25 protein-coding genes and 1 tRNA gene are annotated in these 26,147 nt (G+C 66.7%); 6 read left to right on the top strand and 20 right to left on the bottom strand.

Annotated features, from left to right (window positions below; genetic code table 11):
* Nucleotides 1-20 precede the first annotated feature (20 nt).
* The 10 genes from N2K95_RS08690 to N2K95_RS08645 all read right to left on the bottom strand — a co-directional run bounded on the left by N2K95_RS08690 (nucleotide 21) and on the right by N2K95_RS08645 (nucleotide 10,785).
* Nucleotides 21-989 carry an FKBP-type peptidyl-prolyl cis-trans isomerase gene (locus N2K95_RS08690; protein ID WP_260651247.1) on the bottom strand — a complete coding sequence of 323 codons (969 nt, stop codon included), beginning with the start codon at nucleotides 987-989 and terminating at the stop codon, nucleotides 21-23.
* Nucleotides 990-1,130: 141 nt separating this feature from the next.
* Nucleotides 1,131-2,492: a Pup--protein ligase gene (pafA, locus tag N2K95_RS08685; RefSeq protein ID WP_260651246.1), complete on the bottom strand. Its 1,362-nt coding sequence runs from the start codon at nucleotides 2,490-2,492 to the stop codon at nucleotides 1,131-1,133.
* Nucleotides 2,492-3,232 (bottom strand): proteasome subunit alpha, encoded by a 741-nt coding sequence (prcA, locus tag N2K95_RS08680; protein ID WP_260651245.1) that lies wholly within the window; start codon nucleotides 3,230-3,232, stop codon nucleotides 2,492-2,494. Before prcA ends, pafA begins: the two co-directional genes overlap by 1 nt.
* A gap of 2 nt (nucleotides 3,233-3,234) precedes the next feature.
* On the bottom strand, nucleotides 3,235-4,059 hold the full coding sequence (gene prcB, locus N2K95_RS08675) for a proteasome subunit beta (RefSeq protein ID WP_260651244.1): 825 nt from the start codon (nucleotides 4,057-4,059) through the stop codon (nucleotides 3,235-3,237).
* 3 nt (nucleotides 4,060-4,062) lie between these two features.
* Nucleotides 4,063-4,263 (bottom strand): ubiquitin-like protein Pup, encoded by a 201-nt coding sequence (locus tag N2K95_RS08670; protein WP_255792033.1) that lies wholly within the window; start codon nucleotides 4,261-4,263, stop codon nucleotides 4,063-4,065.
* 40 nt (nucleotides 4,264-4,303) lie between these two features.
* Nucleotides 4,304-5,899, bottom strand: coding sequence for a depupylase/deamidase Dop (gene dop, locus N2K95_RS08665; protein ID WP_260653769.1), 1,596 nt, complete (start codon nucleotides 5,897-5,899; stop codon nucleotides 4,304-4,306).
* Between the two features lie 14 nt (nucleotides 5,900-5,913).
* Entirely contained in the window at nucleotides 5,914-7,671 is a 1,758-nt protein-coding gene (arc, locus tag N2K95_RS08660; protein WP_255792034.1) for a proteasome ATPase, read from the bottom strand.
* A 105-nt stretch (nucleotides 7,672-7,776) separates the two neighbouring features.
* A complete protein-coding gene (locus tag N2K95_RS08655; protein WP_255792035.1) occupies nucleotides 7,777-8,832 on the bottom strand; it encodes a tRNA (adenine-N1)-methyltransferase in 1,056 nt (351 codons plus the stop codon).
* A gap of 76 nt (nucleotides 8,833-8,908) precedes the next feature.
* Entirely contained in the window at nucleotides 8,909-10,060 is a 1,152-nt protein-coding gene (locus N2K95_RS08650; protein ID WP_260651243.1) for a site-2 protease family protein, read from the bottom strand.
* Complete coding sequence (locus tag N2K95_RS08645) at nucleotides 10,057-10,785, bottom strand: HAD family hydrolase (RefSeq protein WP_260651242.1); 729 nt, start codon at nucleotides 10,783-10,785, stop codon at nucleotides 10,057-10,059. The genes N2K95_RS08650 and N2K95_RS08645 overlap by 4 nt, the downstream gene beginning before the upstream one ends.
* Nucleotides 10,786-10,889: 104 nt before the next feature.
* On the opposite strand from N2K95_RS08645, the gene N2K95_RS08640 reads away from it, so the two are divergent.
* Complete coding sequence (locus N2K95_RS08640) at nucleotides 10,890-11,774, top strand: PAC2 family protein (RefSeq protein ID WP_260651241.1); 885 nt, start codon at nucleotides 10,890-10,892, stop codon at nucleotides 11,772-11,774.
* 84 nt (nucleotides 11,775-11,858) lie between these two features.
* Here N2K95_RS08640 and mshC read toward each other — a convergent pair whose 3' ends face one another.
* The 3 genes from mshC to N2K95_RS08625 are packed head-to-tail and all read right to left on the bottom strand — an operon-like array spanning nucleotide 11,859 to nucleotide 14,360.
* Entirely contained in the window at nucleotides 11,859-13,139 is a 1,281-nt protein-coding gene (gene mshC / locus N2K95_RS08635; protein WP_260651240.1) for a cysteine--1-D-myo-inosityl 2-amino-2-deoxy-alpha-D-glucopyranoside ligase, read from the bottom strand.
* A 22-nt stretch (nucleotides 13,140-13,161) separates the two neighbouring features.
* Complete coding sequence (locus N2K95_RS08630; protein ID WP_260651239.1) at nucleotides 13,162-13,986, bottom strand: undecaprenyl-diphosphate phosphatase; 825 nt, start codon at nucleotides 13,984-13,986, stop codon at nucleotides 13,162-13,164.
* A gap of 53 nt (nucleotides 13,987-14,039) precedes the next feature.
* Entirely contained in the window at nucleotides 14,040-14,360 is a 321-nt protein-coding gene (locus N2K95_RS08625; RefSeq protein WP_260651238.1) for a hypothetical protein, read from the bottom strand.
* A 41-nt stretch (nucleotides 14,361-14,401) separates the two neighbouring features.
* Between N2K95_RS08625 and N2K95_RS08620 the strand changes: the two genes are divergently transcribed.
* A complete protein-coding gene (locus N2K95_RS08620; RefSeq protein ID WP_260651237.1) occupies nucleotides 14,402-14,635 on the top strand; it encodes a DUF5703 family protein in 234 nt (77 codons plus the stop codon).
* Between the two features lie 37 nt (nucleotides 14,636-14,672).
* Here N2K95_RS08620 and N2K95_RS08615 read toward each other — a convergent pair whose 3' ends face one another.
* On the bottom strand, nucleotides 14,673-15,821 hold the full coding sequence (locus tag N2K95_RS08615; RefSeq protein ID WP_260651236.1) for an acyl-CoA dehydrogenase family protein: 1,149 nt from the start codon (nucleotides 15,819-15,821) through the stop codon (nucleotides 14,673-14,675).
* Nucleotides 15,822-15,852: 31 nt separating this feature from the next.
* Entirely contained in the window at nucleotides 15,853-17,175 is a 1,323-nt protein-coding gene (locus N2K95_RS08610) for a M20/M25/M40 family metallo-hydrolase (RefSeq protein ID WP_255792047.1), read from the bottom strand.
* Between the two features lie 193 nt (nucleotides 17,176-17,368).
* Here N2K95_RS08610 and N2K95_RS08605 point away from each other — a divergent pair.
* From N2K95_RS08605 to N2K95_RS08590, 4 genes are all read left to right on the top strand, one after another.
* A tRNA-Leu gene (locus tag N2K95_RS08605) sits at nucleotides 17,369-17,451 on the top strand.
* 113 nt (nucleotides 17,452-17,564) lie between these two features.
* On the top strand, nucleotides 17,565-18,863 hold the full coding sequence (locus tag N2K95_RS08600; protein ID WP_260651235.1) for a hemolysin family protein: 1,299 nt from the start codon (nucleotides 17,565-17,567) through the stop codon (nucleotides 18,861-18,863).
* 80 nt (nucleotides 18,864-18,943) lie between these two features.
* Nucleotides 18,944-20,347 (top strand): APC family permease, encoded by a 1,404-nt coding sequence (locus N2K95_RS08595; RefSeq protein ID WP_260651234.1) that lies wholly within the window; start codon nucleotides 18,944-18,946, stop codon nucleotides 20,345-20,347.
* Between the two features lie 37 nt (nucleotides 20,348-20,384).
* Nucleotides 20,385-20,780: a universal stress protein gene (locus N2K95_RS08590; RefSeq protein ID WP_260651233.1), complete on the top strand. Its 396-nt coding sequence runs from the start codon at nucleotides 20,385-20,387 to the stop codon at nucleotides 20,778-20,780.
* 3 nt (nucleotides 20,781-20,783) lie between these two features.
* On the opposite strand, the gene N2K95_RS08585 is transcribed toward N2K95_RS08590, so the two are convergent.
* The 5 genes from N2K95_RS08585 to N2K95_RS08565 all read right to left on the bottom strand — a co-directional run bounded on the left by N2K95_RS08585 (nucleotide 20,784) and on the right by N2K95_RS08565 (nucleotide 26,071).
* Entirely contained in the window at nucleotides 20,784-21,122 is a 339-nt protein-coding gene (locus N2K95_RS08585; protein WP_260651232.1) for a YciI family protein, read from the bottom strand.
* A 51-nt stretch (nucleotides 21,123-21,173) separates the two neighbouring features.
* Entirely contained in the window at nucleotides 21,174-22,391 is a 1,218-nt protein-coding gene (locus tag N2K95_RS08580; RefSeq protein WP_260651231.1) for a kynureninase, read from the bottom strand.
* 82 nt (nucleotides 22,392-22,473) lie between these two features.
* Complete coding sequence (locus tag N2K95_RS08575; protein WP_260651230.1) at nucleotides 22,474-23,394, bottom strand: MaoC/PaaZ C-terminal domain-containing protein; 921 nt, start codon at nucleotides 23,392-23,394, stop codon at nucleotides 22,474-22,476.
* A complete protein-coding gene (locus N2K95_RS08570; protein WP_260651229.1) occupies nucleotides 23,391-24,731 on the bottom strand; it encodes a 3-oxoacyl-ACP reductase in 1,341 nt (446 codons plus the stop codon). Before N2K95_RS08570 ends, N2K95_RS08575 begins: the two co-directional genes overlap by 4 nt.
* Before the next feature lie 2 nt (nucleotides 24,732-24,733).
* Nucleotides 24,734-26,071, bottom strand: coding sequence for an acetyl-CoA C-acetyltransferase (locus N2K95_RS08565; RefSeq protein ID WP_260651228.1), 1,338 nt, complete (start codon nucleotides 26,069-26,071; stop codon nucleotides 24,734-24,736).
* Nucleotides 26,072-26,147: the final 76 nt, after the last annotated feature.

Below are 26,147 nucleotides of genomic sequence, written 5' to 3'. Positions count from 1 at the left end.
TGGTGGGTCAGGTGTTAAGGCTACTTGACTTCCTTGATGTCCACGACGAAGACCAGCGGACCGGAGGGGCTGCCGCCGGAGGAGGGGTCACCGTAAGCCAGCTCGGACGGCAGGACCAGCAGGACCTTGGAACCGGCCTTCTGGCCGGCCAGCCCGTAGGTCCAGCCGGAGACGACGTTGGCGAGGGGGAATTCGGCAGGCTCGCCGCGCTCGTAGCTGGAGTCGAACGTCTCGCCGTCCCGCAGGCCGACACCGAGGTAGTCGGCTACAACCGTGCCGGTGGATTCGAGCACCGGACCGTCGCCTTCTTCAAGGACCTTCACGATCAGGCGGTCCGGTTCCTCGGCACCTTCGGGAACGGTGATGGACGGGGTGCCGTCTTCAGCGAACTTGACCTCGGGAAGCTTGCCGTCGGCCTCCAAGGCCTGAACGTCTTCGCTGCTCATCAGCAGGGTGCCGTCCTCATTCCGGGCGGCTGCTTCATCCGGAGTAAGCGTCGGGACGGTGTCCACGGCGCTGAGGAGGTTCAGGATCATCACCTGGGTAGGCTCGTCGCCGCTGCCGGCTTCAGCCTGGGCATCAGGGAAGGCATAAGCGACCTGGGAGCCGACCTTGGTGCCCAGCAGAACCTCATACAGGGCCGGGTCCTGTTCCTTGAGCGAATCATTTACCGCCAGCGTCACCGCGTCCTGGGCGTAGGTGTCGCCCAGGACACTGGCATCGTCGGCGTTCAGCGCGACGAATTTGAAGCTGACGCTCTGGCCTTCGGCAACCGGTTCCCCGTCGCCGGTGTGGACTACCTTGGCTGCGCCTTCAGTGATGTCCAGGGGTGCATCGAATTCAACCTCAGGGGGTGTTTCCTGGTCCTTGACCGTGACCTTCACGGAATCAAAAACACCTTCCTGGCCGGCCGCCTTGTCGGAGTCGCCGCCGGAACATGCGGTCAGGAACAGCAGGAAAGGCAGGAGAATGGCTAGTACTTTACGCACAGTACTTCTTTCAGTGGTGGACGGTGAGCACAGCGGCCCCGGGCGGATGCCGGTATACCGGGCAGCTCAACGCCGCACGGCCGCAACTGCCCAGACTAGCCGGTCCGGCTGGATGAAGCCTAGGTACGCGCGGCGGACGGGTCAGAGAGTGGACAGCAGCGCCTCTACCCGCTCGTCCACGGAGGCGAACGGATCCTTGCACAACACCGTCTGCTGGGCACGGTCGTTGAGCTTGAGGTGGACCCAGTCCACCGTGAAGTCCCGGTTGGCGGCCTTGGCCCGGCGGACAAAGTCGCCGCGCAGTTTGGCCCGGGTGGTCTGCGGCGGCTGGTCCACGGCTTCCTTGATGTCGCTGTCCTCGACCACGCGGGCCGTTTCCCCCCGGGCCTGCAGCAGATAGAACAATCCGCGGCGCCGCGAAATGTCGTGATAGGTCAGGTCCACCTGGGCCAGCCGCGGGGAGGACATTTCGAGTCCGTGCCGCTCGCTGACGCGGTCCACCAGTTTCTTCTTGATCGCCCAGTCGACCTCGGTGTCGATGCCCGCATGGTCGCCGGATTCAATGGCGTCCAGGGTCCGTTGCCACAGGTTCAGGACCCGGCCGACATGCCGGTTGTGCTCGCCGTTTGCAGCCACGAAGTCCATGGCCCGCTGCAGGTAGATCCGCTGCAGGTCCAGCGGTGTCATGGTGGACCCGTTGGCCAGTTTCAGCGGCTGCCGGCCCGAAAGGTCGTGGGAGGTTTCCCTGATGCTCCGGATCGGGTTCTCCAGGCGGAGGTCCCGCATCAGCACGCCGGCCTCGATCATCCGGAGCATCAGGTCCACGGAACCGGCCTTGAGGAGCATGGTGGTCTCGGACATGTTCGAGTCGCCGGCAATCACATGCAGGCGGCGGTAATGCTCGGCGTCGGCGTGCGGCTCGTCCCGGGTGTTGATGATGGGCCGGGAGCGGGTGGTTGCGGAGGACACACCCTCCCAGATGTGGTCCGCCCGCTGGGAGAACGCGTAAAGGGACCCGGACTGGGTCTTGAGGACCTTGCCTGCCCCGACCAGGAGCTGGCGGGTGACCAGGAAGGGAATAAGGATGTCCGCCAGCCGGGAGAATTCGAGCCTGCGCGGGATGAGGTAGTTTTCGTGGCTGCCGTAGGAGTTGCCGGCGGAATCGGTGTTGTTCTTGAAGAGATAGACGCTGCCGTTGAACCCTTCGGCCTTCAGCCGGTCTTCCGCTTCCTCCACCAGGTCCTCGAGGATGAGCTCCCCCGCGCGGTCGTGCGCCACCAGCTGCGCCAGATCGTCACACTCGGCGGTGGCGTACTCGGGGTGCGATCCCACATCGAGATACAGGCGTGAGCCGTTGGTCAGGAAAACGTTGGAGGAGCGGCCCCAGCTGACAACCTTGCGGAACAGGTAGCGGGCTACTTCCTCGGGGGAAAGGGGACGTGAATCGGGTCCGGAGTAGGCGATGCCGAATTCGGTTTCCACCCCGTAGATCCTGCGGTCCATCAGTCTCCTTCCGCGCTGGACAACAGACGGTCCAGCTCAACGGTGTTTATCCTGCGGAATGCCCTCACGGTGCCGCGGGTGGACAGCGGATCCCGGTCCAGGACGGCTACTTCCAGCAGCCCGGCTCCCAGTGGTTCCGCCGCCTGTCCGTTGCCGGAACCTTCTGCCGACCGCGTGGCTGAGAGTGCCTTGACGGCCGTGCGGACGGCGGACGCGAAATCCGCGTCCTGGTTCCAGCTCCGGCTGAGCGCTTCGTTGACGATTTCAGCCTGGCCGCCCATCACCGTGTAATTGCTTTCGTCCGCGATGGAGCCGTCGAAGTTCAGCCGGTACAGGCGGTCCGAATACGGGTCCTCCCCCACCTCCGCTACGGCAAGCTCTACTTCGAACGGTTTCCCCTCGGTGGTGAACACCGAGCCCAGGCTCTGCGCGTACACACTGGCCAGGCCCCGCGCCGAGACGTCGTCGCGGGAATAGGAGTACCCGCGTACATCGGCGAACCGGATGCCCGCCTGGCGCAGGGACTCGAATTCGTTGTACTTCCCGACGGCGGCGAAACCGATCCGGTCGTAGATTTCGCTGAGCTTGTGGAGGGAGGGTGAAGGGTTCTCCGCCACGAGGGCGATGCCGTCGCGGCAGGTCAGGACCACCACCGAGCGTCCCCGGGCGATGCCTTTCCGGGCGAAGTCCGCCCGGTCCTTCATCAGCTGTTCGGGTGAGACATAAAACTGCTGGGTCACGGCTACGCCTCCAGTCCGGCGGCGGTGCGCCTTGAGATCAGGTCACGGGACAGCTGCTGCAGTTCCCGCTCGGGGATCTCCCGGTTGCCTGCACTGTTGACCACATAGACCACCGGCCAGAGCCGGCGCACCATGTCCGGGCCGCCCGTGGCCGAGTCGTCGTCGGCCGCGTCGTAGAGGGACTCCACGGCCACCCGGACCGCATCCTCCTCGTCCAGGTTCGGCTGCCAGAGCTTCTTCAGGGCACCGCGTGCGAACACCGAGCCGGAGCCGACGCTGTGGTGCTCGTACTCCTCATACCGGCCCCCGGTGACGTCGTAGGAAAAGAGCCGGCCGGTCCGCCGCTGGGTGTCGAACCCGGCGAACAGCGGCACCACGGCCAGCCCCTGCAGGGCCAGCGGAAGATTCGAGCGCACCATCGCCGCGAGCCGGTTGGACTTGCCGTCCAGGCTCATGGGTGTGCCTTCGATTTTTTCGTAGTGCTCCAGTTCCACCTGGAACAGCCGGATCATGTCCAGTGCGAGCCCCGCCGTTCCGGCGATGCCCAGCACGGAGAAATGGTCCGCCGGGAAGACCTTCTTGATATGCCGGCTGGCAATCATGTTGCCCATCGTGGCCCGCCGGTCCCCTGCCATCAGCACTCCCCCCGCGTAGGTGAGGGAAACAATGGTGGTGGCCTGCGGTGCCAGCTCCGCCGCGGAACCGTTCGACGCCGGTCCCAGGGACCGGGAGGAGGGCAGCAGTTCCGGGCGGTGGCGGGTGAGATGGTCGGTAAAGGAAGAAGACGGGGCTTGATGAATGGAGTCGGCAGGGTCCCGGGGGGCCATCCGTTACTGACCGCCCTTCTGGATGAAGCCGCGGACGAACTCCTCGGCGTTGCTCTCCAGCACGCCGTCGATCTCGTCCAGCAGGTCGTCCACGCCCTCGGTCTCGGTAGAGGCCTCCGCTTCGGCTGCGGGGGGCGGGACGGCCTCGGTTTCCTCTTCTTCAACGGGATGCGTTCCGGTGTTTCTGCGGTCCTGGGTTGCCATGATGCCTAGCCCTTTCTTGCCCGGGGGTTGAATCCTAGTCCTATGGTGCCACGGCGGTGTCGGAACCGGTCAGGAGTCTGGTGACAAAATCCTCCGCATCGGCCGAAGCGTTGAAAAGTTCCTCGGTCAGTGCCCGGGTTCCGCGGAGCGGTTCCCGGGTGGGGATCCGCTGGAGCCTCCGGCGGGAGGGTAATTCGAAGATGATCGAATCCCAGCTCGCCCCGATCACTTCCTTCGGGAAGCGGGTGAGGCAGTTCCCCCGGAAGTAGGCACGGGTGTCATCCGGCGGGGAGGTGACGGCACGGGCAATCTCCTCATCGGTGAGCACCCGTTCCATCTGCCCCCGGGCCGCCAAGCGGTAGTACAGACCCTTCTCGGGCCGCATGTCGGAGTACTGCAGATCCACCAGGTGCAGCCTTGCATCGGACCAGGCCAGCCCGTCGCGCTCGCGGTAGGCCTGCAGCAGTTTCAGCTTGGCCACCCAGTCCACGGAAGCGGCGGCCTCCAGCGGATCCCGCTTCAGGGTGCCCAGCAGCCCGGACCAGCGGGCCAGGATGTCTTCGGTGTCCGGATCCGTTTCGCCGCCGGCCCGGGAGTGGGCCGCAGCCGCTTCGAAGTAGATCTCCTGCAGGTCCAGGCCCGTGACCATCCGTCCGTCGGTCAGCTCCACCAGCTGCTCCAGTGACGGGTCGTGGCTGATGGCCTGCAGCGCGCCCACCGGGTCGCGGAGCTCGACGGCGGGGGCGGTGCCGGCTTCGATCATGGACAGCACCAGCGACGTGGTGCCGATTTTCAGCAGGGCGGACACCTCGCTGAGGTTCGCGTCCCCGATGATCACGTGCAGGCGCCGGTACTTTTCCGCCACTGCATGCGGCTCATCCCGGGTATTGATGATCGGACGGCGGATGGTGGTTTCCAGTCCCACTTCCGTTTCGAAGAAATCCGCCCGCTGGCTCAGCTGGAAGCCCTGCCGCTGGTTGTTGGTACCGATGCCCACCCGGCCGGACCCGGCAATGACCTGCCGCGACACGAAGAACGGCACGAGCCCGCTGGCAAGGGCTCCGAAAGGGACGCTGCGGGGAACGAGGTAGTTCTCATGGGACCCGTACGAAACACCCTTGTTGTCGGTGTTGTTCTTGTACAGATGCACGGGCGCGAACCCGGGCATCCTGGCAATGTGCCGCATGGCGGCCAGCACCACTGCATCCCCCGCCTTGTCCCACAGCACCGCATCGCGCGGCCGGGTCACTTCGGGCGAGGAATACTCGGGATGGGCGTGGTCCACATACAGGCGTGCACCGTTGCCCAGGACCATGTTCATCAGCACCGGATTGTCCTGCGTCTGCTCTCCGTAGAGTGCGGCCGGGCCGCCGCCCTCCATGGCGATCTGTTCCGCGTCCAGCACCGGCGGTTCGTCCGTAAGGGAGGTGGGATCCGCCGCAGCCCGGGGAACGGCAAATCCCCGGGCGTCATTCAGCGGTGCCTCGTCCGTATAGTCCCAGCGGGTCCCGGACAGGTTGCCTGCACCGGTCCGCAGAGTAGCGGCATAGGCGTTGACGATCTGGCTGGAGAGCACGGTGGCGTTGGCGGACGGCAGGGACGGAGCGAGGACGCCGTACTCGGTTTCCGTCCCCATGACGCGGCGCACGGTCACAGATACTGCCCCGGGTTGGCGGCGGTTTCGATGGTCCGGCCCGGTTCCTGGCCTGCCTTGCCCTGGACGATGGTGCGGATGTAGGTGATCCGCTCGCCCTTCTTCCCGGAGATCCGTGCCCAGTCGTCCGGATTGGTGGTGTTGGGCATGTCCTCGTGCTCGCGGAATTCATCCACGACGGCGCGCATCAGGTGTTCAATGCGCAGGCCGCGCTGGTGCAGCTGCAGCAGGTCCTTGATGGCGTACTTCTTGGCCCGGTCCACCACGTTCTGGATGACGGCCCCGGAGTTGAAGTCCTTGAAGTAGAGCATCTCGGTGTCGCCGTTGGCGTAAGTGACCTCCAGGTATTCGTTGGCCTTGTCCTCGGCGTACATCTTCTCCACCGTGCGCCGGACCATGTCGTTGACCGTTTCCACCGGATCATAGCCGTGCTCGGCCAGGTCATCCCTGTGCAGCGGCAGGTCCGGGGTCAGGTACTTGGCGAAGATCTCCGCCGCGCCCTCGGCATCGGGCCGCTGGATCTTGATCTTCACGTCCAGGCGGCCCGGACGCAGGATGGCCGGATCGATCATGTCCTCGCGGTTGGAAGCGCCGATGACAATCACGTTCTCCAGCTTCTCCACGCCGTCGATCTCGCTGAGCAGCTGCGGAACAATGGTGGTTTCGACGTCGGAGGACACCCCGGTGCCGCGGGTGCGGAACAGCGAGTCCATTTCATCGAAGAACACCACCACGGGGCTGCCGTCGGAGGCCTTCTCCCGGGCACGGCCGAAAATCAGCCGGATGTGGCGTTCGGTCTCCCCCACGTACTTGTCCAGCAGCTCGGGACCCTTGATGTTCAGGAAGTAGCTGCGGGCGCCGAGCGTGCCGGTCTGCTCCATCACCCGTGCCGCCAGGGCGTGTGCCACGGCCTTGGCGATCAGCGTCTTGCCGCAGCCGGGAGGGCCGTAGAGCAGGATGCCCTTGGGCGGCTTCAGCCCGTGCTCACGGTAGAGGTCGGGGTGCATAAACGGCAGTTCGACGGCGTCACGGATCTGTTCGATCTGCGGGCCGAGGCCGCCGATGTCCGCGTAGGAGATGTCCGGCACTTCTTCCAGGACCAGGTTCTCCACTTCGCTGCGCGGGATCTTCTCCAGCGCGTAACCGATGCGGGTGTCCACGGTGAGGGCGTCCCCCACCCGGACCTTTTCCCGGCCCAGGGGGCCGTTGAGCCGGACCACGCGTTCGTCGTCGGCCCGTCCGATCACCAGCACCCGGTCCGGGTCCAGGAGTTCCTTCACCGTGAACAGTTCTCCGGCGCGTTCGAACCCGAGGGCGGCAATGACGGTGAGGGATTCGTTCAGCAGCACCTCCTGGCCCGGGACAATCTGTCCCAGGTCCAGGAGGGGTGACACCGCCACGCGGAGCTTGCGGCCGGACTGGATGATGTCCAGGCTTTCCTGGGCAGCCGCGATGGTGGTGACGCCGGGAACTGCGTCGCGGCGCTGGTTCACGGCGATCACCGTCCCGAAGCTGAAGGGCGTGGCGCCCTCGTTTTCCAGGGCGTCCTTCAACCGGATGATCTCAGCTTTCGCGGTCTCCAGCATGGCCACGAGCCGGGCGTTGTTGTGGGTAAGGGCAGCAAGCTGCCGGTCCAGATTTCGAAGTTTGTCCCTCAGGACGTTCAGTTGGCGTGCCTCGGTGCCTGTTACGGCCGCTGCGGACGCGGGCCGGGATCCCCCGGTCCCGGTCCCTGCGTTTTCGGGTTCAGCCATGATACCGACCGCCTTCACGTAGGTCTGGTTCTGTTCAATGACAGTAACCCAGCCCCGCGGAAGATACACCGGGTCCGGCGTCTTGTGTTTCGCCGGTTACCCCCGCTATGGGGTATCGGTCTCCTGCTGGAATTTCTCGGCGTTTTCGAGGGCTCCGCGCTGCACGGTGGAGCTTGCATCCTTAGCCGCACGGCGCAGCTTGTGGGCGGAGACTTCCCGCTCTCCCACGGCCGCGGGAGTCCACGCGTTGAGGTCCTCTTCGCTGAAGTTGGTTTTCGAAGCCCGGCGCTTGGCGACGAGCCCGGTGGCACCTTCAGCCAGGCGGCGGGCGGTCAGGAGGAAGCCGGTGTGGGCCACCATGCGGTGGTCCGGGCGCACGGCCAGGCCCTCGAGGTGCCAGCCGCGGACCATGGACTCCCAGCCGTCCGGCTCGGTGAAGCGGCCGTCGGCGCGGATGGCTTCCGCGGTGCGGGAGAGCTGGGTCACGGTGGCCACGTACGAGATCCACACCCCTCCCGGCGCGAGCACGGTGGCTACGGCGTCGGTGCACTCCCACGGGGCGAGCATGTCCAGGACCACGCGGTCCACGCTGCCCGGCTCCTGCGTCTTCACTACTTCGTCCTGGAAGTCTCCGAGGGTGATGTCCCAAGCGGGGTGCGGTCCGCCGAAGAAGGTTTCCACGTTGCCGCGGGCGATCTGCGCGAATTCCTCGCGGCGTTCGTAGGAGTGCAGGCTGCCGTGGTCACCGACGGCACGCAGCAGCGAGATGCTCAGCGCGCCGGAGCCGACGCCGGCCTCCACCACGCGGGCGCCCGGGTAGATGTCCGCCATGGTGACGATCTGGGCCGCGTCCTTGGGGTAGACGACGGCGGCACCGCGCGGCATCGAGAGGACGAAATCGGAGAGCAGCGGGCGCAGGATCTGGTACTGGTGGCCGGCGGTGTTGGTGACCACGGATCCTTCGGGCAGCCCGATGACGGTGTCATGCTGCAGGTACCCGCGGTGGGTGTGGAAGGCGCCGCCTTCCGTCAGGGTAATGGTGTTGCGGCGGCCCTTTTCATCGGTCAGCTGGACCCGTTCCCCGGGCCGCAGCGGACCCCTGCGGATCTCGGCGCCGTGGGGTGCAGCAGCGGTGGGCTGCTCCTGGTTTTCGGAGTTCATGGTGTTCCTTTGGTTCTTTTGCGGGGTTATGGGCGCCGGCATGGCTGCGCCGGGCGGGCAGTTGAAGCCGGAGGTGTCAGCGTCCGGGGCGGGCGGGTTTTCCGGTTACGGCGGCGACGACGGCGGCCTGGCGCAGGAGGCCGGTCACGGTTCCGTCGCGGTCAATGACGGCGTATTCGCTGCCCTGCAGCTGGGCCAGGTACTGGACGAGTTCGGATCCGGCGGCGGCTTCGGGAACATAGGCGCCGGCAGCCAGCGGGCGGGCGGCGGCACTCACCGGGACCAGTTCGGCCTGGTCGGCGGGAACGGAGGCCAGGGCTCCGCGGTCCACGAGGGCTTCGGGCTGGCCGGTGGCGGCAGTGATGACCAGGGTGGCTGACGGATGCTCACGCGCCAGCCGGAGGGCCTGCGACACGGGTGTTCCGCCGGGCAGGGACACGGCCGGTTCCATCAGGGCGCCGGCGCTGACCTGCGGCAGCCGCAGGCGCACCCGGGCGTTCGAAACAGCGGCCCCTGCCCCCATCCAGAGGAAACCGCACAGCAGGGCGGCCAGCAGGACCAGGCTCAGGGAGGGGGCGACGCCCCGGAGGTAAGGCGGCACAATGACGGCAGCCAGAAGCAGGACCGCGATGATGCGTCCAGCCCAGCCGGCGGCAACGGTGCCGCGTTCCTGGGACCCGGTGAGCTTCCAGACCGCGCTTTCCACCAGGCGTCCGCCGTCCAGCGGAAGTCCGGGCAGGACATTGAAAACGCCGATCAGTACGTTGGCGGATACAAAAATGAAGGTGACCAGCTCTGCCACTCCGCCGTCCGGGAGGAGCTGCAGGATGCCGAATCCGGCTGCGGCCAGTAGGAAGTTGGCTGCCGGGCCGGCCAGGGCAACGAGCAGTGAGCGGCCCGGAGTGGAGCGCAGGTCACCGAACTGGGTGTGCCCGCCCCACAGCGTGAGCACGATCTTGGAGGTGGGCCAGTGGTAGGCCCTCGCGGTCAATGCATGCGCTGCCTCGTGTGCCAGGACCGAGAGCAGCAGCAGGATCGCATAGCCCAGCGCAACGGCATAGGCACCGGTACCCAGGCGGGGGAAGGCATCCCGCACCTGCGGTCCGAATACCGCCACAATAAGCGCCGCAATGAGGAACCAGGAATAGGCGAGGATTACCGGGACGCCGGCAATGCTTCCCAGCGGAATGCCTTCCCGGCGCTGCGTGCCGGGTCCGGTACCGCTCACCTGACGGACTCCAGGACGGAGCCGGGAAGCAGCTGGTGCAGCGAGTCCACCCCGCGTCCGGCCAGGGAATCCCATTCATGCTTGAAGACCCCCGGGGGCAGCGGAACGAAGTTCGGTACCGTCAGCGTCACCAGTCCTGCCGCCTGTGCGGAGGTGGCACCGGGCAGGGAATCTTCAATAGCGACAACCCGGGCCTTGTCCAGGCCGGGAACGGAGCGGGAAAGCGTGTCGAAGGCAAGCTGGTAGGGCTCGGGGTCCGGCTTGCCCTTGCCGACCATATCGCCGGTCACCACAACGCCGAAGGTCCCGGCCGGCAGGGCGCGGAGGATCTCCTGCGCCAGCACCTGCTCCGACATGGTGACCAGGGCGCAGGGAATACCGGCGGCCTGCAGTTCGGTCAGGAGTTCACGGGCCCCCGGCCGCCAGGGCACCTCGCGGCGGACCTGCGCTGCCACCTGACCGATCAGCCGGTCAATGATGTCACGGATTCCGAGATCCACACCGGCCTGCCGGAGCATCCCGGCACTGACTTCCAGTGCCTGCCCGACCATGGCTTCGGCCTGGGCGTCCGTCCAGTCGACGCCGAAAGATGCGGTGAGGTCCTTCTCGGCAGCGATCCAGTACGGCTCGGTATCCACGATGGTGCCGTCCATATCCCAGAACACGGCCTGCAGTGCTGCGTCGGCTTGGCTGCGGGAAGAATCATCTGCGGTATTCAGGGGCATGTCCTCAGTCTACGTGGCGGCGTAAGCCGGTGTTTCTTTTGCTCTCCGCGAAGCACCGTGACGGGCTCCTGACATGCGGGTCGGACGGGGCATAGTGTGAAGTGGTGAGCAATACCGAAGGCTTTGAAGCCACAGGCCTCCAGGATTTTTTTGGCGACGAGACGTCCCCCGAGCGCGTCACGGTGATGCTGGCTGCGTTCGAAGGGTGGAACGACGCGGGTGAAGCAGCCTCCGATGCCCTGAAATTCCTGAGCCGGCACTGGGACAGCGAAAAGATAGCCAGTATCGACGCCGACGAGTACTACGATTTCCAGTTTACGAGACCGTCGATCAAGCGCACGGCCTCCGGCGGGCACCGGATCAAGTGGCCCACCACGCGGATTTCCCGGGCCGAGGTCCCGGACAGCAACCTGGACGTCATTTTCGTCACGGGCGTCGAGCCCTCGTACAAGTGGCGGGCCTACACCGCTGAACTCATTGCCCTGGCCAAGGAACTGGAGGTGGACTGCATTGTTCTTGCCGGCGCACTGCTCGCCGATGTTCCGCATTCGCGGCCCATTCCGGTGAGTGCGTCCTGCGAGGAAGTCGACCTGCAGGAAAGCCTGGGCCTTGAGTCTTCCTCCTATGAGGGGCCCATCGGCATTGTGGGAGTGGTGTCCGAGATGGCGGGACTGGCGGACATCCCTTCCATCTCGCTCTGGGCCGCGGTGCCGCACTACGTGGGGCAGGCGCCGTCGCCCAAGGCGCAGCTGGCCCTGTTGAACCGCATTGAGGAACTGCTGCAGGCTCCCCTGGATACGCATCTGGTGACTGAAGAGGCCGAGGCCTGGGAACGGGGCGTGGATGAGCTGGCCACCGAGGATCCGGAGGTTGCCGCCTACGTCCGCCAGCTCGAAGAAGCGAAGGATACGGCCGAGCTCCCCGAGGCCAGCGGGGAATCCATTGCCCGCGAATTTGAACGCTACCTGAAGCGCCGCCGCAGGGACTGAGCGAGGCCGCGAACACGAAAACGCCGGCCGTACCCGATGGGTGCGGCCGGCGTTTTCGTACCCGGGGAACGGTCCGGGTCTCGCCTAGAGCTGGACTCCGAGCAGCGCGTTCAGAGCGGCGCAGACGAGTTCGGCTCCGGTCTGGGTTCCCGGCGTTCCGCCGGCAGCTGCCGCGCCCGCCCAGGCGTCCACAGCCTGCAGTGCGGCCGGGGCATCCAGGTCATCGGCCAGCGCGGCGCGGATCTGCTGCAGGAGCGCGGCGGCGGCGTCGTCGTTGGTGGACTGCAGGGCACGCCGCCATGCGACGAGGCGTTCTTCGGCCCCGCGCAGCTGGTCGGAGGTCCAGAACCAGTCGGTGCGGTAGTGGTGGGAGAGCAGCACCAGGCGGATGGCCGCCGGCTCGACTCCCTCGGCACGCAGCCGGGAGACCAGGACCAGGTTGCCCAGCGACTTGCTCATCTTGGCGCCGTCCAGCCCCACCATGCCGGCGTGCGCGTAGTGCGAGGCCAGAGGGGTGCCTTCGCAGGCAAAGGCGTGCCCGGCGCTCATTTCGTGGTGCGGGAAGACCAGGTCCGAACCGCCGGCCTGCACAGTGAAGGGACGGGGCAGGAAACGCTGGGCAATGACTGAACATTCAATGTGCCAGCCCGGGCGTCCGGTTCCCAGCCGGCCGCCGTCCCAGGACGGTTCGCCGGTGCGCTCCACGCGCCACAGCAGCGGGTCCAGAGCATTGCGCTTGCCGGGACGCTCCGGGTCTCCCCCGCGTTCGGCAAAGACCGGCAGCATCTGCTCGCGGGTCAGGTGCGAGACCTGCCCCAGCCACCAGGCATCGGGGTCGCCGTCGGCCAGCCGGGAGGCGGCGTCGACGTCGAAGTAGAGGTCGCCGTCGGGCTCACCGGCGGTACCGGGAACCCGGTAGGCCAGGCCGCGGTCCATGAGATCTTCGACGACCGGAACAATCCACTCCACGGCCTCCACCGCACCGATGTAGTGGTCCGGGGCCAGGACGTTGAGGGCTTCCATGTCGTCGCGGAAAAGCTGGGTCTGCTCCCGGGCGAGTTCGCGCCAGTCCGCGCCGGTGGCGTTGGCGCGCTCGAGCAGCGGATCGTCGACATCGGTGACGTTCTGGACATAGCGGACCGTGTGGCCGGCGTCGCGCCACTGGCGGTTGAGCAGGTCGAACGCCACGTAGGTGGACGCGTGGCCCATGTGTGTGGCGTCGTAGGGGGTGATCCCGCAGACATACATGCTCGCCTCGCCGGCGGGCCGCACGGCCACCCGCGCCTGCGCGGCGGTGTCATAGAGCCGGACGTCGTCCGACGTGCCGGGCAGGGAGGGCAGGGAGGAAGATTTCCAGGCAATCACCCTTCCACTCTAACGGGCACGGTTAGGCGGTAAGGACGCCGAAGCCCAGCAGGAGGTAGATGCAGACGCCCAGGAGGATGCGGTACCAGACGAAGAGGCGGTAGCTGCGGGTCGAGACGTAGCGCAGGAACCAGCCGATAATGACGAAGCCCACAACGAAGGCAACCACGGTGGCGGCGCCGGTCTGCAGGCCGGTGTAGGGCATGGGCTCGTCCAGCGACTTCACCAGCTGGAACAGTCCGCTGCCGAAGACGGCGGGAATGGCGAGCAGGAAGGCGTAGCGTGCCGCAGCCTCACGGGTGTAACCCATGAACAGGCCGGCGGTAATGGTGCCGCCGGAACGGGAAACCCCCGGTATGAGGGCCAGTGCCTGGGCGAAGCCGTACAGGATGCCGTGCCGGTAGGTGAGCTTATCCAGCGTGCGCTGCTGGCGGCCGACGGCGTCGGCCACCGCCAGGATGATGCCGAAGACAATCAGCATGGTGGCGACAATCCACAGGCTGCGGAAGGTGCTTTCGATCTGGTCCTGGAACAGGAGGCCCAGCACCACTATGGGAAGGCTGCCGATGATGATCAGCCAGCCCATGCGGGCATCCGGATCGCTGCGCGGCACGCGGCCGAAGAGGGAGCCGAACCATGACTTCACGATCCGGACAATGTCCTTCCAGAAGTACACAGCGACGGCGGTTTCGGTGCCCAGCTGGGTGATGGCGGTAAACGCCGCCCCCGGATCCTGGGCTCCGGGCAGCAGCTCCCCCACAATGCGCAGGTGTGCGCTGGAGGAGATGGGGAGGAACTCTGTCAGGCCCTGGATCAGGCCAAGGAAGATCGCTTCAAACCAATTCACACCTAAGACTCTAATTGACGACCGGGACGCAGCCGTTCACCCGCAGGGGCGCGCTACCGGTTGGCGGAGCGGCCCAGCGGGTTCCCGTTGTCCTGGTCCCCCGCCGCCTCCGGCTCGTCATCCAGGACTTCGTCCACTTCATCCACGCCGTCGTAGTCGCCGTCGTCCTCGTCGTCTTCGTAGATTTCCAGCGGGGTCACCTCGCCGTAGGCGTCGTAAAGGACTTCCTCGTAGACTTCGAAGGCATCGGCGATGGCCAGATACGCACTTTCGACCACCGGATCCTTTTCGCCGCGGCGGGCGGCCGCAGCCGCGAGATGCTCCTCGAACGCGGTGACAAGGGACTGGAGCGCGACGCGCGGATCTATGCTCATGACCTAGACGTTATCGGTAAAGTAGGGAAAATTGGAGGGAAATGCGCGAACAAATTCTTGCACCTGATGTCTCCCGCCGCCGCGATAATTCCCGGGACTACGAGTACCTGGTGGTGTCGGTGGATCCGAACGAATCACTGCCCGACGCCAGGCGCCGCCTGGTCGAGCACGCCGAATACGGCAAATGGGAACTGCACCGCAGCCGGATCTACAGCGGCGGCGGCCGGCGGTTCTGGCTGCGCCGCAGGGTGCTGCGCGTCCAGCGGACCCCGTAGCCGCCCGGGCCGTCCCGCCCCGGGTGTTTCCAGGGCCCTACTCCACCGGACCCAGAAGCGCGTTGGCCACGCTCCCGTGCACCGAATCCTCGCTCGAGGGGTGGAACATTCCGGCGAGGACGTCGCGGTAGAGCCGTTCCAGCTCCGCACCCCGGAAATAGCTGCGGCCGCCCGCAACCCGGACGGCGGTTTCCACCACGCCGCGGGCCGTTTCGGTGCTGCGGTATTTCAGGCCCGAAAGCAGCGGGAACCAGTAGCTGCCGTGATCCGTGCCGTCCTCAAGGTCCCGTGCCACGGCGCCGAGCTGCAGCCGGATGCCGTCCATCCGCAGGGCGGCTTCAGCTATCTTCCAGCGGGTAGCGGGGTCCGCCGACGCCGGAACGCCCTCACGTGAAGAACGTCCCCGGGCGGTCTCGACCGCCAGGTCCACGGCCCGGTCCGCGATGCCCGTGTAGACCGCGGACAGCAGGGTTTCAAACAGGGCGAAGATCCCGAAGACAAAGGGATCCCGGTGCGGGCCCACCGGCGTCGTGCGGACCATCCGCGGTGCCGGCACCACGGCGCCGGCCAGACGGGTGGTGCAGGACTGGCTGGCCCGCATGCCCATCGTGTTCCAGTCATCGGCAATGGTGATGCCCTCCGTGCCTCGTTCGGCGAACCCGAAAACCAGCCGCGGCTCCTCCGGATCCGAGGAGTCCTTTCCGAAGATGCCCAGCCGCGTCCACGCCGGGGACAGGCTGGTAAAGATCTTGGTGCCGGTGAAGGCATACCCGCCGTCGCCCGTCGGACGGGCCTCGGTATGGGAATCGAAAAGCACGGCCGGGTTCGCAGGCTCGGACACTCCGAAGGCAAACAACTCCCCCGCCGCCGCCTCGCGCAGGATGAAGTCCAGCGACTCATCCCCCTTCAGCGCCAGCAGGTGGGCCACCCCGCACCAGACCAGGTGCATGTTCACGGCCAGCGCGGTCGCCGGAGCGGCCGAGGCCAGCAGCCGCTGGCAGGCAACGACGTCCGGAATGCCCATCCCGGCTCCGCCTCCGTCACGGGAGGTGAACAGGGCGAGGTAACCGGCCGCGCGCAGGTCTGCCAGGTCCTCCGTAAAGAAGCTGTTGGTCTCGTCGTAGCCCGCGGCACGGGAGCGCAGGCGTTCCAGCAGCTCCGGGGAAAGGACATCGGTGGCCGGCACGGGGGTTCTCCTTCGAAAGGCGGGGACGGGCTCAGTAGTCGGTCAGGAGGCGGGAGAGGACCCGGGTGCCGAACTTCAGGGAGTCCACCGGAACGCGTTCATCCACACCGTGGAACATGCCGGTGAAGTCCAGGTCTTCCGGCAGGCGCAGCGGGGCAAAGCCGTACCCGGTGATGCCCAGCCGGCTGAGGGATTTGTTGTCCGTACCGCCCGAAAGCGTGTACGGCAGCACCGGTGCCCCCGGATCCTCGGCCTGCAGGGCGGAGATCATCGAGTCGACCAGGTTGCCCTTGAACGGTACTTCGAGGGACACGTCCTGGTGTTCGTAGCTGATGTCGATGCCTTCGCCGGCAAGTTCGCGGATGGTGGCCAGGACCTGCTCCTCCTGCCCGGGCAGGGTGCGGGCATCGATCAGGGCCTCGGCGGTGCCGGGGATGACGTTGTGCTTGTAGCCGGCCTTCAGCACCGTGGGGTTGGAGGTGTTCTGCAGGGTCGCGCCCACAAACCGGGCCACGGTGCCCAGTTCGGCGAGGATCCGGTCCGGGTTGTCCGGATCAAACTCGACGCCGGTCAGTTCGGTGACGCCGTCCAGGAAGGCACGGGTGGTGTCCGTCAGTTCGATGGGCCAGGGGTGGCTGCCGATGTTGGCGACGGCGCGGGCCAGCCGGGTGACGGCGTTGTCGGTGTTGATCTGTGAGCCGTGCCCGGCACGGCCGTGCGCGACCAGCCGCAGCCAGGAGATGCCCTTTTCCGCAGTCTGCAGCAGATACGTCCGCTTTCCGCCGATGGTGGCCGAGAAGCCGCCGACCTCGGAGATGGCCTCGGTGGCGCCGTCGAACAGTTCCGGACGGTGTTCCACGGCCCAGCGGGCACCGTAGTCGCCGCCCGCTTCCTCATCGGCGAAGAACGCAAAGACAATGTCCCGGCGGGGCCGGGTTCCGGTGGCCGCCATGGAGCGCATCACGGACAGGATCATGGCGTCCATGTCCTTCATGTCCACGGCGCCGCGGCCCCAGATCAGCCCGTCCCGTTCCTCGCCGCTGAACGGGTCCACCGTCCAGTCCGCTTTCTGGGCCGGCACAACGTCGAGGTGGCCGTGGACCACGAGGGCGGGCAGGGAGGAATCGGTGCCCTCCATCCGGGTCACCACGGACGCGCGTCCCGGGGCCGACTCAAAGAGGTCGGCGGACAGCCCGGCTTCTTCGATCAGCCCGGCGGTGTACTCGGCAGCCGCACGCTCCCCCGGACCGGAGTTGTCGCCGAAGTTGGAGGTGTCAAAGCGGATGAGCTCCTGGCAGATCCGGGCCACCTCATCTTCGGCGCGGGGCTGCTCGGCACGGACGTCTGTGGGCATGGGCTTCTCCTTCGGTGAACTGTGCAGCCAGCTTAGCCAGACCGGCGGCGCGATGGGCCGCATTTCGCTGCACGGGGACGCCGACCGGCCCCCGGCTTGGGCCGATTCGTGCTTAGCGCCTAAACCGTGTTAGAGTTTTTCCCGTTGCTTCCACAGGTTTTGAACAACTAAAGAGCCGGTGGAAATCACCCAAGCGCGGGTGGCGGAATGGCAGACGCGCTAGCTTGAGGTGCTAGTCCTCTAACGAGGGTGGGGGTTCAAGTCCCCCTCCGCGCACAGTGAAGTCCTCCTGGAATCTACGGATTCCGGGAGGACTTTTTTGTTTCTCCGGAACGGTCCGGTGTGATCTTTACCTCACATCACCGGCACGCCTTCGGTACCCTCGCACCATGGACGGCAGCGGCGTCTTTAATCTCCTGCTCGTGGTTTTCTTCATTCTGCTGGGCGGAATCTTCGCCGGCGCGGAAATGGCACTGGTGTCCCTCCGTGAGAGCCAGATCAGCGGCATCGAACGGAGCGGGAAGCAGGGCAGGCGCACCGCGCACCTGGCCCGCAACCCCAACCTGTTCCTGTCGGCGATCCAGATCGGCGTGACCCTCACCGGTTTCTTCTCCGCTGCCTACGGTGCCTCGGCCCTGGCCCCGGCGTTGGTTCCCCTGCTCCGGCAGTGGGGGCTGCCCCGGTCCACGGCGGAAGCGACGGCGTTCATCCTGCTGACCCTCGCCGTGGCCTACCTGTCCCTGGTGTTCTCGGAACTGGTGCCCAAGCGGCTGGCCATGCAGAATGCCGTCCTCTACGCCCGCATCCTCTCCCCCGCCCTGAACCTGTTCGCGGTGCTGATGCGCCCCGTTATCCGGCTCCTGTCCTTCTCGACCGACACCGTGGTGCGTCTGCTGGGCGGTAATCCGAAGGTGAAGACCGTGCCGGTGAGCAGCCAGGAACTCTGGGACATGGTGGCGGCCAGCCCCATGCTGGCCGAAGACAGCCGGCGGATCCTCTCAGACGTCTTCGGAGCAGGCACAAGGCTGGTCCAGGAGGTGATGCGGCCCCGGACCGAAGTGGTGTTTGTCCGTGCGGACCTTCCCCTGGAAGAAGCCCGGTGCCGGGTGCGGCACCAGCCCTATTCCCGGTATCCGGTGACCGGCACCTCAGTGGACGACATTCTCGGGTTCATCCACGTACGGGATCTGATGCCGGATCCGGACGCCCCGGAGCCGGACCAGCGCAGTGTGGCAGACATCCTGCGCCCGATTCTGTTTGTGCCGGGGACCGCCGCCGTCCTGCCGTCACTGGGCCGCATGCGCCGCGGAAACAGCCACATTGCGATTGTGGCGGACGAATACGGCGGGACGGACGGCATTGTCACGCTGGAAGACCTGGTGGAGGAACTCGTCGGCGAGATCTACGACGAATACGACACCGGGCAGGACCCCGAAGACCGCTACCGCAGGGAAAAGGGACAGCTGGTGGTGGACGGCGCACTGATCCTGCAGGAATTCGAACGGCTGACCGGGTTCGGGCTGCCCGAGGGCCAGTACGAGACGGTCGCCGGGTACATCCTGGACCGTCTGGGCCGCATGGCACGGCCCGGCGACACGGTGCAGGCCCCGGGATGCAGGCTGGAGGTCCTGGGCGTGCGGCGCCGGCGGATCGGCGCCGTCCGGGTGATTCCCGAGGCGCCTGCGTAGGGCAGCCCATTGCCAGATCAGCCGTCCACCGCGCAGAATACCGTCCAACGCGGCATCCCTGAACGTCCGGAAGGACAACCATGGCTGACATCAAAGCGGAAACCGTCCAGCCCGAGCTCAAGCGGGTCATGGGCACCAAGCTGCTGCTGCTCTTTATCGTCGGCGACATCCTGGGCACCGGCGTCTACGCCCTGACCGGACAGGTGGCCGGCGAAATCGGCGGCGCCGCCTGGGCGCCCATCCTGCTCGCCTTCGCGGTGGCCACCATTACTGCTCTGTCCTATCTGGAACTGGTGACGAAGTATCCGCAGGCGGCCGGTGCCGCCCTGTACACGCATAAGGCCTTCGGCGTGCATTTCCTGACCTTCCTCGTGACCTTCGGGGTGCTGTGCTCCGGGATAACGTCCGCTTCGACGGCCTCGAAATTCCTCGCCGAGAACTTTATTGTCGGGTTTCAGCTTGAGTGGGGACAGACCGGAGTCACCTGGATCGCGGTGATCTTCGTGCTGCTGCTCGCTGCCGTCAATCTCAGGGGCGCAGCGGAAAGCGTGAAGTTCAACATTGTGCTGACCGCCATCGAGCTGACCGGCCTCCTGATCGTGATAGCCATCGGGTTCTGGGCCATGAGCCAGGGCAACGCGGACTTTTCCCGTGTGGTGGTGTTTGAAACCGAAACGGGCAAAAGCGTGTTCCTCGCCCTCACCGGTGCCACCGCCCTGGCCTTCTTCTCCATGGTCGGCTTCGAGGACTCGGTGAACATGGCGGAGGAAACCCGTGACCCGTCGAGGATCTTCCCGAAGGTGATGCTCACCGGCCTGACCATTACGGTCTCGGTCTATCTGCTGGTGTCCATCGCCGCCGTCGCCGTGGTGCCGGTGGGGCAGCTGTCCGAATCCGCCACCCCGCTGCTGGAGGTGGTGCGGGCCGGTGCCCCCAACCTCCCCGTGGACGTTATTTATCCGTTCCTGTCCATCTTTGCCGTCGCCAACACCGCCCTGATCAACATGCTGATGGCCAGCCGGCTGCTCTACGGCATGGCAAAACAGGATGTCCTGCCCCGCGGGCTGTCGGCGGTCCTGCCCGGACGCCGCACCCCCTGGGCGTCCATTGCGTTTACGACGGCGATCGCGGTGGGCCTGATCATCGTGGTCACCAACTTCATGGGCCGGGAAACGGTGACGGCACTCGGCGGGACCACCGCACTGCTGCTGCTGGCCGTCTTCACCGTGGTGAACATCGCGTGCATCGTCCTGCGCCGAACGCCGGTTGACCGGCCGCACTTCCGCTCCCCCGGCATCATGCCCTTCATCGGTGCCGGAACCTGCGCCTTCCTGCTCGGCCCGTGGGCGCAGGACGCCATTGAGTACCGGATCGCCGGGCTGCTGCTGCTGCTCGGGCTGGTCCTGTGGGTGCTCACCTGGATCTGGAACCGGGCAGTGAAAGCACGCAGGACCCGTTTCAGCGACCCCTCGCAGCTGAGCTGAGCGAGCCAGTGGCGAAGCAGGCAGGAAGAAGGAAACCATGACCGTCGTCGTCGGATACGTCCCCACACCGGAGGGGGAAACAGCGCTGCGCGCCGCGCTCCGCGCAGCCCGGGACCTCGCCACCGGGATCGTGGTGGTCAATGTGGAGAGCACCCGCAAGCCGCGGCTGCCGGAACATACCCCCGACTATCTGCAGACGCTGACCGGCGTCCTGCAGAGCAGCGGGGTGTCCCATGTCCTGCTTCACCCCACCGGGGATTTTGATGCCGCCGAGGAAATCCTCAAGGCAATCCAGGACCACGGTGCCCGGCTGGTGGTGGTGGGGATCCGGCACCGGACGCCGGTGGGCAAGCTCATTTTGGGCAGCACGTCCCAGCGCGTGCTGCTGGAGGCCGCCTGCCCGGTGCTCGCGGTCAAAGCCGGCCAGGCCTGAGGCCTAGCTTTCCGGATCAAACATGAACTCGCGGAGCTCCTGCGCACAACGGCAGGACACTGCGATCTTCCGGGCCCACTCCACTGCCTCCTCACGGGTCGCGAGGTCCAAGACAGTGAAGCCGCCCTTGAGGTGGCTGCCGGGATAGATCCCGGGGTTCACGGATCCGTCGGCGGAGACAAGCACGGGATCCACCTTTTCCTCGATCCCACCGCCGAAGATATACACACCGGCAGCCTTTGCCTCCCTGATGACGGCGCGCGAATCTGCTGCCACAACGGGAAACTCCTCGTCAGTGAGCACCATGGCTTCGCTCGGAAAGGAGATGAGATATTTGGTCATGCCCAAGGGTGTCCCGCAGGCGGCCGGACGGCAACGGGTAACCGCGTGCGTCTAGAGCTCGCCCAGAACCGCTTCGATCCCGGTGAAGGTCTCCGCGAAGGACGTGGACAGCGGCGACAAGCCCAGCCGAATGCCGTCTGGATTGCGGTAATCCGGGATGATGCCCTGCTGCCAGAGGGCAGCGGTGGCTGCCTTGAACTTCGGATGGTCGATGGTGATGTGGCTGCCGCGGCGGTCCGGGTCGCGCGGCGAGGCCAGCACGACGCCGCGCGGTGCCAGCAGCGCGTCGACGGCGGTGAGCGCGTATTCGGTAAGCGCCAATGACTTCGCGCGGACGGCCTCCATGCCGGCCTCCCGGATCAGGGCAATCATGTCCTGCATCGCGAGCATCCCCAGGATGGGAGGGGTGCCCGAGACCAGGCGGCGAATGCCTTCGGCCGGAACATAGCCCTGCGCCATGCCGAACGGATCGCTGGACCCCAGCCAGCCCTGGATGGGCTGGGAGAAGTCCGCCTGGTGGCGGGCGGCCACGTAGGCCCAGGCCGGTGCGCCCGGGCCGCCGTTGAGGTATTTGTAGCTGCAGCCGACGGCGTAGTCCGTCCCCTCGGCGTCCAGCTCGGCAGGTACGGCCCCCACCGAATGGCACAGATCCCACAGGACCAGCCCGCCGGCGTCGTGCACGATTGTGTTGATGGCCGCTGAATCGGCAAGGTATCCGGAGCGGTAGGCCACGTGGCTGAACACAGCCAGTGCGGTCTGCGGGCCGACGGCGTCCGCCACCGCTTCGGGGGTGACTCCGCCGGCATAGTCGGCGGACACCCAGCGCAGGGTCAGGCCGCATTCGCGGGCCACGCCTTCCAGGACGTACCGGTCTGTCGGGAAATTGTCGGCATCGAGCAGGATTTCGGTGCGGCCGGGCCGGGCGGCAACGGCGGCCCGTGCCAGCTTGTACAGCAGCACAGTGGTGGAATCCGCCACGATGCACTGCCCGGGAGCGGCGCCGAGCGCCACCTCGCCGAGTTCGTCGCCGATCCGGCCGGGCAGCTCGAGCCACTGCTCGTCCCAGCCGCGGATCAGCCGCCCGCCCCACTGGCGGGAGATGAAGTCCTGCAGGTTTCCGGCGGTGGCGCGGAGCGGGCGGCCCAGCGAATTTCCGTCCAGATACGCCCGGACTCCCTCTGCCGGCAGGAACCGGTCCCGGTAGCCCGCGAGGGGATCGGCGGCGTCCAGTTCCTTGGCGGCAACCAGCAGGCCGGGAGCATCAATCATGAGGGAACCTTAGCATCAGGGCATCCAAAAGCCCGTCCGCTTCCGGGTGCTGCCGGAGGCGGACGGGCTTGGAGGCCGAGGGTCAGGCCCCGGCAGGGTCCAGCGGCGTTACCGAACCGGAGAAGTGCCGCCGGTGGGAACGCGGATTCCAGCCCGTGAAGGTGGAGCCGGCCCATTCGCCCGCTGTCCCGTCGTCGTCGATCGCCACCGCAACCGTGGCGGGCAGGAACACCGGCGACTCAAAGTCGATGCTCCACTGGAACGGTCCCTCGTGGGTCTGCACCGTATCGGCAACCACCCGCGAGGCCAGGTACATGCCGTGGGCCAGGGACTGCTTCATGCCCAGGGCCTTCGCCGACAGGCGGCTGAGGTGGATGGGATTGAAGTCGCCGGAGACCCGGGCGTAGTTACGTCCGGCGTCGGCGCCCAGACGCCAGAGCGCCGTCGGGAGCGGTGGAACGAACTCGGCCCGCACCGCCGACTTGTCCGGGCGGTCGATCTTCGGCAGGAAAACGCCCTTGGCCAGGTAGGTGGAACGGCCGCGCCAGACAGTCTCGGAGCCGCCGTCCGCCTCTACCGTCACCTCGGCGACGAGTTCCACCTGGGTTCCGGCCCGGTGGCCGGCGAGGTTCTCCGCCCACGCGGTAACCGTCAGGGGTTCCCCGTAGTGGATCGGCCGGAAATGCTGCACCTCGTTGCGCAGGTGCACCATCCCCAGCAGGGGCAGGGGGAAGTCCTCGCGGGCCATCAGGGACATGGCCACCGGGAACGCAAAGGTATGCACGTAACCGGTGGGCAGGTAATCCGTGGCGCTGTGCAGGACCAGGCGCTGGAAATCGGTGAGCCGGGCCAGGTCTACGGAGGCCCCGCGTACCACGTGCCGGTCCGTCGGAAGGCTGCCGGTGGTTTTCGACGGCGACAGGCGCGACCTCGCCGCGCTGCCCACCGCACCGGCATAGAGGCGCCCGAGGGCGGGGATCTCGCTCAGCTGGGTATCCGTCATGCGCCCACCATATTCTGCCCGCAGACGCGTACTACCTGTCCGTTGACGCCGGCAGCCGAGTCGGAGGCAAGGAAGGAAATGGTCTCCGCCACGTCGACGGGCAGTCCACCCTGCTGCAGGCTGGACAGCCGGCGCGCCACCTGGCGGGTGAGTGCGGGAATGGCAGCGGTCATGTCGGTTTCGATGAAGCCCGGCGCGACGGCGTTGATCGAGCCGCCGCGCGGTGCCAGCAGCGGTGCGGTGGCTCGGACCATGCCGATCACGCCGCCCTTGGACGCTGCGTAGTTGGTCTGCCCGCGGTTACCGGCAATGCCGCTGGTGGAGGCCAGCGAGACGATCCGGCCCTCGGGGCTGAAGCCGGCGGAGGCCAGGAAGGTTTCATTCATCCGCAGCTGCGAGGCAATATTCACGGCAATGACCGAGCCCCAGCGGGCTTCATCCATGTTGGCCAGCAGCTTGTCACGGGTGATGCCGGCGTTGTGGATCACGATGTCCAGGTGCCCGTAGCGTTCGACGGCGTGGGTGAGGATGCGGTCCGCCGCGTCTTCACGGGTGATATCGACCTGGAGCGCCGTGCCGGAGATTTCGTTGGCTACCTTCGCCAGCTGTTCTCCGGCGGCAGGCACATCCACCACGATCACCGATGCGCCGTCGCGGTGCAGCACCCGGGCAATAGCGGCGCCGATGCCGCGGGCGGCACCGGTCACGACGGCGACCTTGCCCGCCAGCGGCGCGTTCCAGTCGGCCGGAAGCTCGCCGGCGTCGGAACCGACGGTGATGAACTGTCCGCTGACGTAGGCGCTCTTGCCCGAAAGCAGGAACCGGAGGGCTGCGGCCACCGAGGGCGCCGTGGCCTGTACGCCGTTGGCCAGCACAATGCCGTTGGCCGTGGCTCCGCCGCGCAGTTCGTGCGCAATGGAGCGCAGCGTACCGTCGACACCCTGGCGGGCCGCTGCGGCTGCCGGGTCCTGTGCTTCCGCCGCCGGGCGGGACACGGTGATGACCCGTCCGCCGGGAGCAAGGTCGCGCAGCGCTGCGCCGGTGGCCAGTGTCGGTTCGCCGAGATCCGCCGGCGCCGCGGCGTCGTCGAGCACAATCAGGATGGCGCCGAGCTTTTCCTTCGGCGTCGCGTGCCGGCGTACGTCCTGGTCCCAGCCCAGGAGCAGCCGGGACAGCTCGTCGGCGGCAGTGCTCTTGCCGAGCACGAGCACCGGGCCCGGCACCAGCGGTCGAGACGGGTCGAAGCGGCGCAGGATGGCCGGACGGGGCAGGCCGAGCTTCTTGGACAGCTCCTTGGTGAAGCCGCTGTTCACGAGGTTCAGGTAGGTATCACTCATGGTCAGCGCGCCTCGAGGATCGCGACGAGGCCCTGGCCGCCGGCAGCACAGATGGAGATCAGGCCGCGGCCCGAGCCCTTTTCATGCAGCATCTTGGCCAGCGAGGCGACAATGCGTCCGCCGGTGGCCGCGAACGGGTGTCCGGCCGCCAGCGAGGAGCCGTTGACGTTGAGCTTGCTGCGGTCGATGCTGCCCAGCGGTGCGTCCAGGCCCAGGCGGGTGCGGCAGAATTCCTCATCCTCCCAGGCAGCCAGGGTGGAGAGGACGGTTCCGGCGAAGGCTTCGTGGATTTCGAAGAAGTCAAAATCGTCGAAGGTCAGGCCATGGCGGGCCAGCAGACGCGGTACGGCGAAGGCCGGAGCCATCAGCAGGCCGTCCTTGCCGTGTACGAAGTCAACGGCGCCGGCTTCGGCGTCCACAATGTTCGCCAGCATCGGCAGGTCGTGTTCGCGGGCGTAGTCCTCGGAGCCCAGCAGGACCACGGAGGCGCCGTCGGTCAGCGGGGTGGAGTTGCCGGCGGTCATGGTGGCCTCATCGCCCAGGCTCTTGCCGAAGGCCGGCTTGAGCTTGGCCAGCTTTTCCATGGTGGTGTCGGGGCGCAGGTTCGCGTCCTTTGCCAGGCCGCGGTACGGGGTCACGAGGTCATCGAAGAAGCCGCGGTCGTAGGCGGCTGCCATGTTGCGGTGGCTGTTGAAGGCCAGTTCGTCCTGGGCTTCGCGGGTGATCTTCCACTGGGCGGTGGTCAGGGCCTGGTGCTCGCCCATGGACAGCCCGGTGCGCGGTTCGCCGGTGGACGGCGCGTTCGGGGAGAGGTCCTTGGGGCGGATCTTGGCGACGGCCGCCAGCTTCTGCTTGGTGGTCCGGGCGCGGGAGAGGTCCAGCAGTGCCCGGCGGAGGCCTTCACTGACGGCAATGGGAGCGTCCGAGGCGGAGTCGACGCCGCCGGCAATGGCGGATTCCAGCTGTCCGAGCTTGATCTTGTTCGCCAGGCTCACCACCGTCTCCAGGCCGGTGGCACAGGCCTGCTGTACGTCGTATGCGGGGGTTTCCGGCGACAGTGCCGAACCCAGGACCGCTTCGCGGGTCAGGTTGAAATCGCGGGAGTGCTTGAGGACGGCGCCGCCGGCAACTTCGCCGATGCGTTCGCCCTGCAGCCCGAAGCGGGCAACCAGCCCGTCAAGGGCGGCCGTGAGCATGTCCTGGTTGGAGCTGTAGGTGTACTTGCCGCCCGAGCGGGCGAAGGGAATGCGGTTTCCGCCAATCACCACCGCCTTGCGCACCGATGAGCCGGCGCCGTTGTTCGTGGGGGTAGCTCGTGCGGATTCAGGCTGTGCAGCCATTCGTCGTTCTCCTTGGGGGTCCATGGGGGTTCGGTGTGACGTTAGTTACTGTTACCCAGCGTACCTGATACGCTCA

Origin of the sequence: Arthrobacter zhaoxinii (assembly GCF_025244925.1) — a bacterium.
Lineage (GTDB): Bacteria > Actinomycetota > Actinomycetes > Actinomycetales > Micrococcaceae > Arthrobacter_B > Arthrobacter_B zhaoxinii.
The sequence above is the reverse complement of the archived record's forward strand: the minus strand, read 5'-3'. Positions and strand labels throughout refer to the sequence as shown.

Bases quoted from the DNA above. Each gene is read 5' to 3' on its own strand.
- pafA (WP_260651246.1), bottom strand. From the start codon at position 2,492: ATGGACCGCAGGATCTACGGGGTGGAAACCGAATTCGGCATCGCCTAC.
- prcB (WP_260651244.1), bottom strand. From the start codon at position 4,059: ATGGCCCCCCGGGACCCTGCCGACTCCATTCATCAAGCCCCGTCTTCT.
- N2K95_RS08670 (WP_255792033.1), bottom strand. From the start codon at position 4,263: ATGGCAACCCAGGACCGCAGAAACACCGGAACGCATCCCGTTGAAGAA.
- dop (WP_260653769.1), bottom strand. From the start codon at position 5,899: ATGGGGACGGAAACCGAGTACGGCGTCCTCGCTCCGTCCCTGCCGTCC.
- arc (WP_255792034.1), bottom strand. From the start codon at position 7,671: ATGGCTGAACCCGAAAACGCAGGGACCGGGACCGGGGGATCCCGGCCC.
- N2K95_RS08655 (WP_255792035.1), bottom strand. From the start codon at position 8,832: ATGAACTCCGAAAACCAGGAGCAGCCCACCGCTGCTGCACCCCACGGC.
- N2K95_RS08645 (WP_260651242.1), bottom strand. From the start codon at position 10,785: ATGCCCCTGAATACCGCAGATGATTCTTCCCGCAGCCAAGCCGACGCA.
- N2K95_RS08625 (WP_260651238.1), bottom strand. From the start codon at position 14,360: ATGAGCATAGATCCGCGCGTCGCGCTCCAGTCCCTTGTCACCGCGTTC.
- N2K95_RS08620 (WP_260651237.1), top strand. From the start codon at position 14,402: ATGCGCGAACAAATTCTTGCACCTGATGTCTCCCGCCGCCGCGATAAT.
- N2K95_RS08610 (WP_255792047.1), bottom strand. From the start codon at position 17,175: ATGCCCACAGACGTCCGTGCCGAGCAGCCCCGCGCCGAAGATGAGGTG.
- N2K95_RS08600 (WP_260651235.1), top strand. From the start codon at position 17,565: ATGGACGGCAGCGGCGTCTTTAATCTCCTGCTCGTGGTTTTCTTCATT.
- N2K95_RS08595 (WP_260651234.1), top strand. From the start codon at position 18,944: ATGGCTGACATCAAAGCGGAAACCGTCCAGCCCGAGCTCAAGCGGGTC.
- N2K95_RS08590 (WP_260651233.1), top strand. From the start codon at position 20,385: ATGACCGTCGTCGTCGGATACGTCCCCACACCGGAGGGGGAAACAGCG.
- N2K95_RS08585 (WP_260651232.1), bottom strand. From the start codon at position 21,122: ATGACCAAATATCTCATCTCCTTTCCGAGCGAAGCCATGGTGCTCACT.
- N2K95_RS08580 (WP_260651231.1), bottom strand. From the start codon at position 22,391: ATGATTGATGCTCCCGGCCTGCTGGTTGCCGCCAAGGAACTGGACGCC.
- N2K95_RS08575 (WP_260651230.1), bottom strand. From the start codon at position 23,394: ATGACGGATACCCAGCTGAGCGAGATCCCCGCCCTCGGGCGCCTCTAT.
- N2K95_RS08570 (WP_260651229.1), bottom strand. From the start codon at position 24,731: ATGAGTGATACCTACCTGAACCTCGTGAACAGCGGCTTCACCAAGGAG.
- N2K95_RS08565 (WP_260651228.1), bottom strand. From the start codon at position 26,071: ATGGCTGCACAGCCTGAATCCGCACGAGCTACCCCCACGAACAACGGC.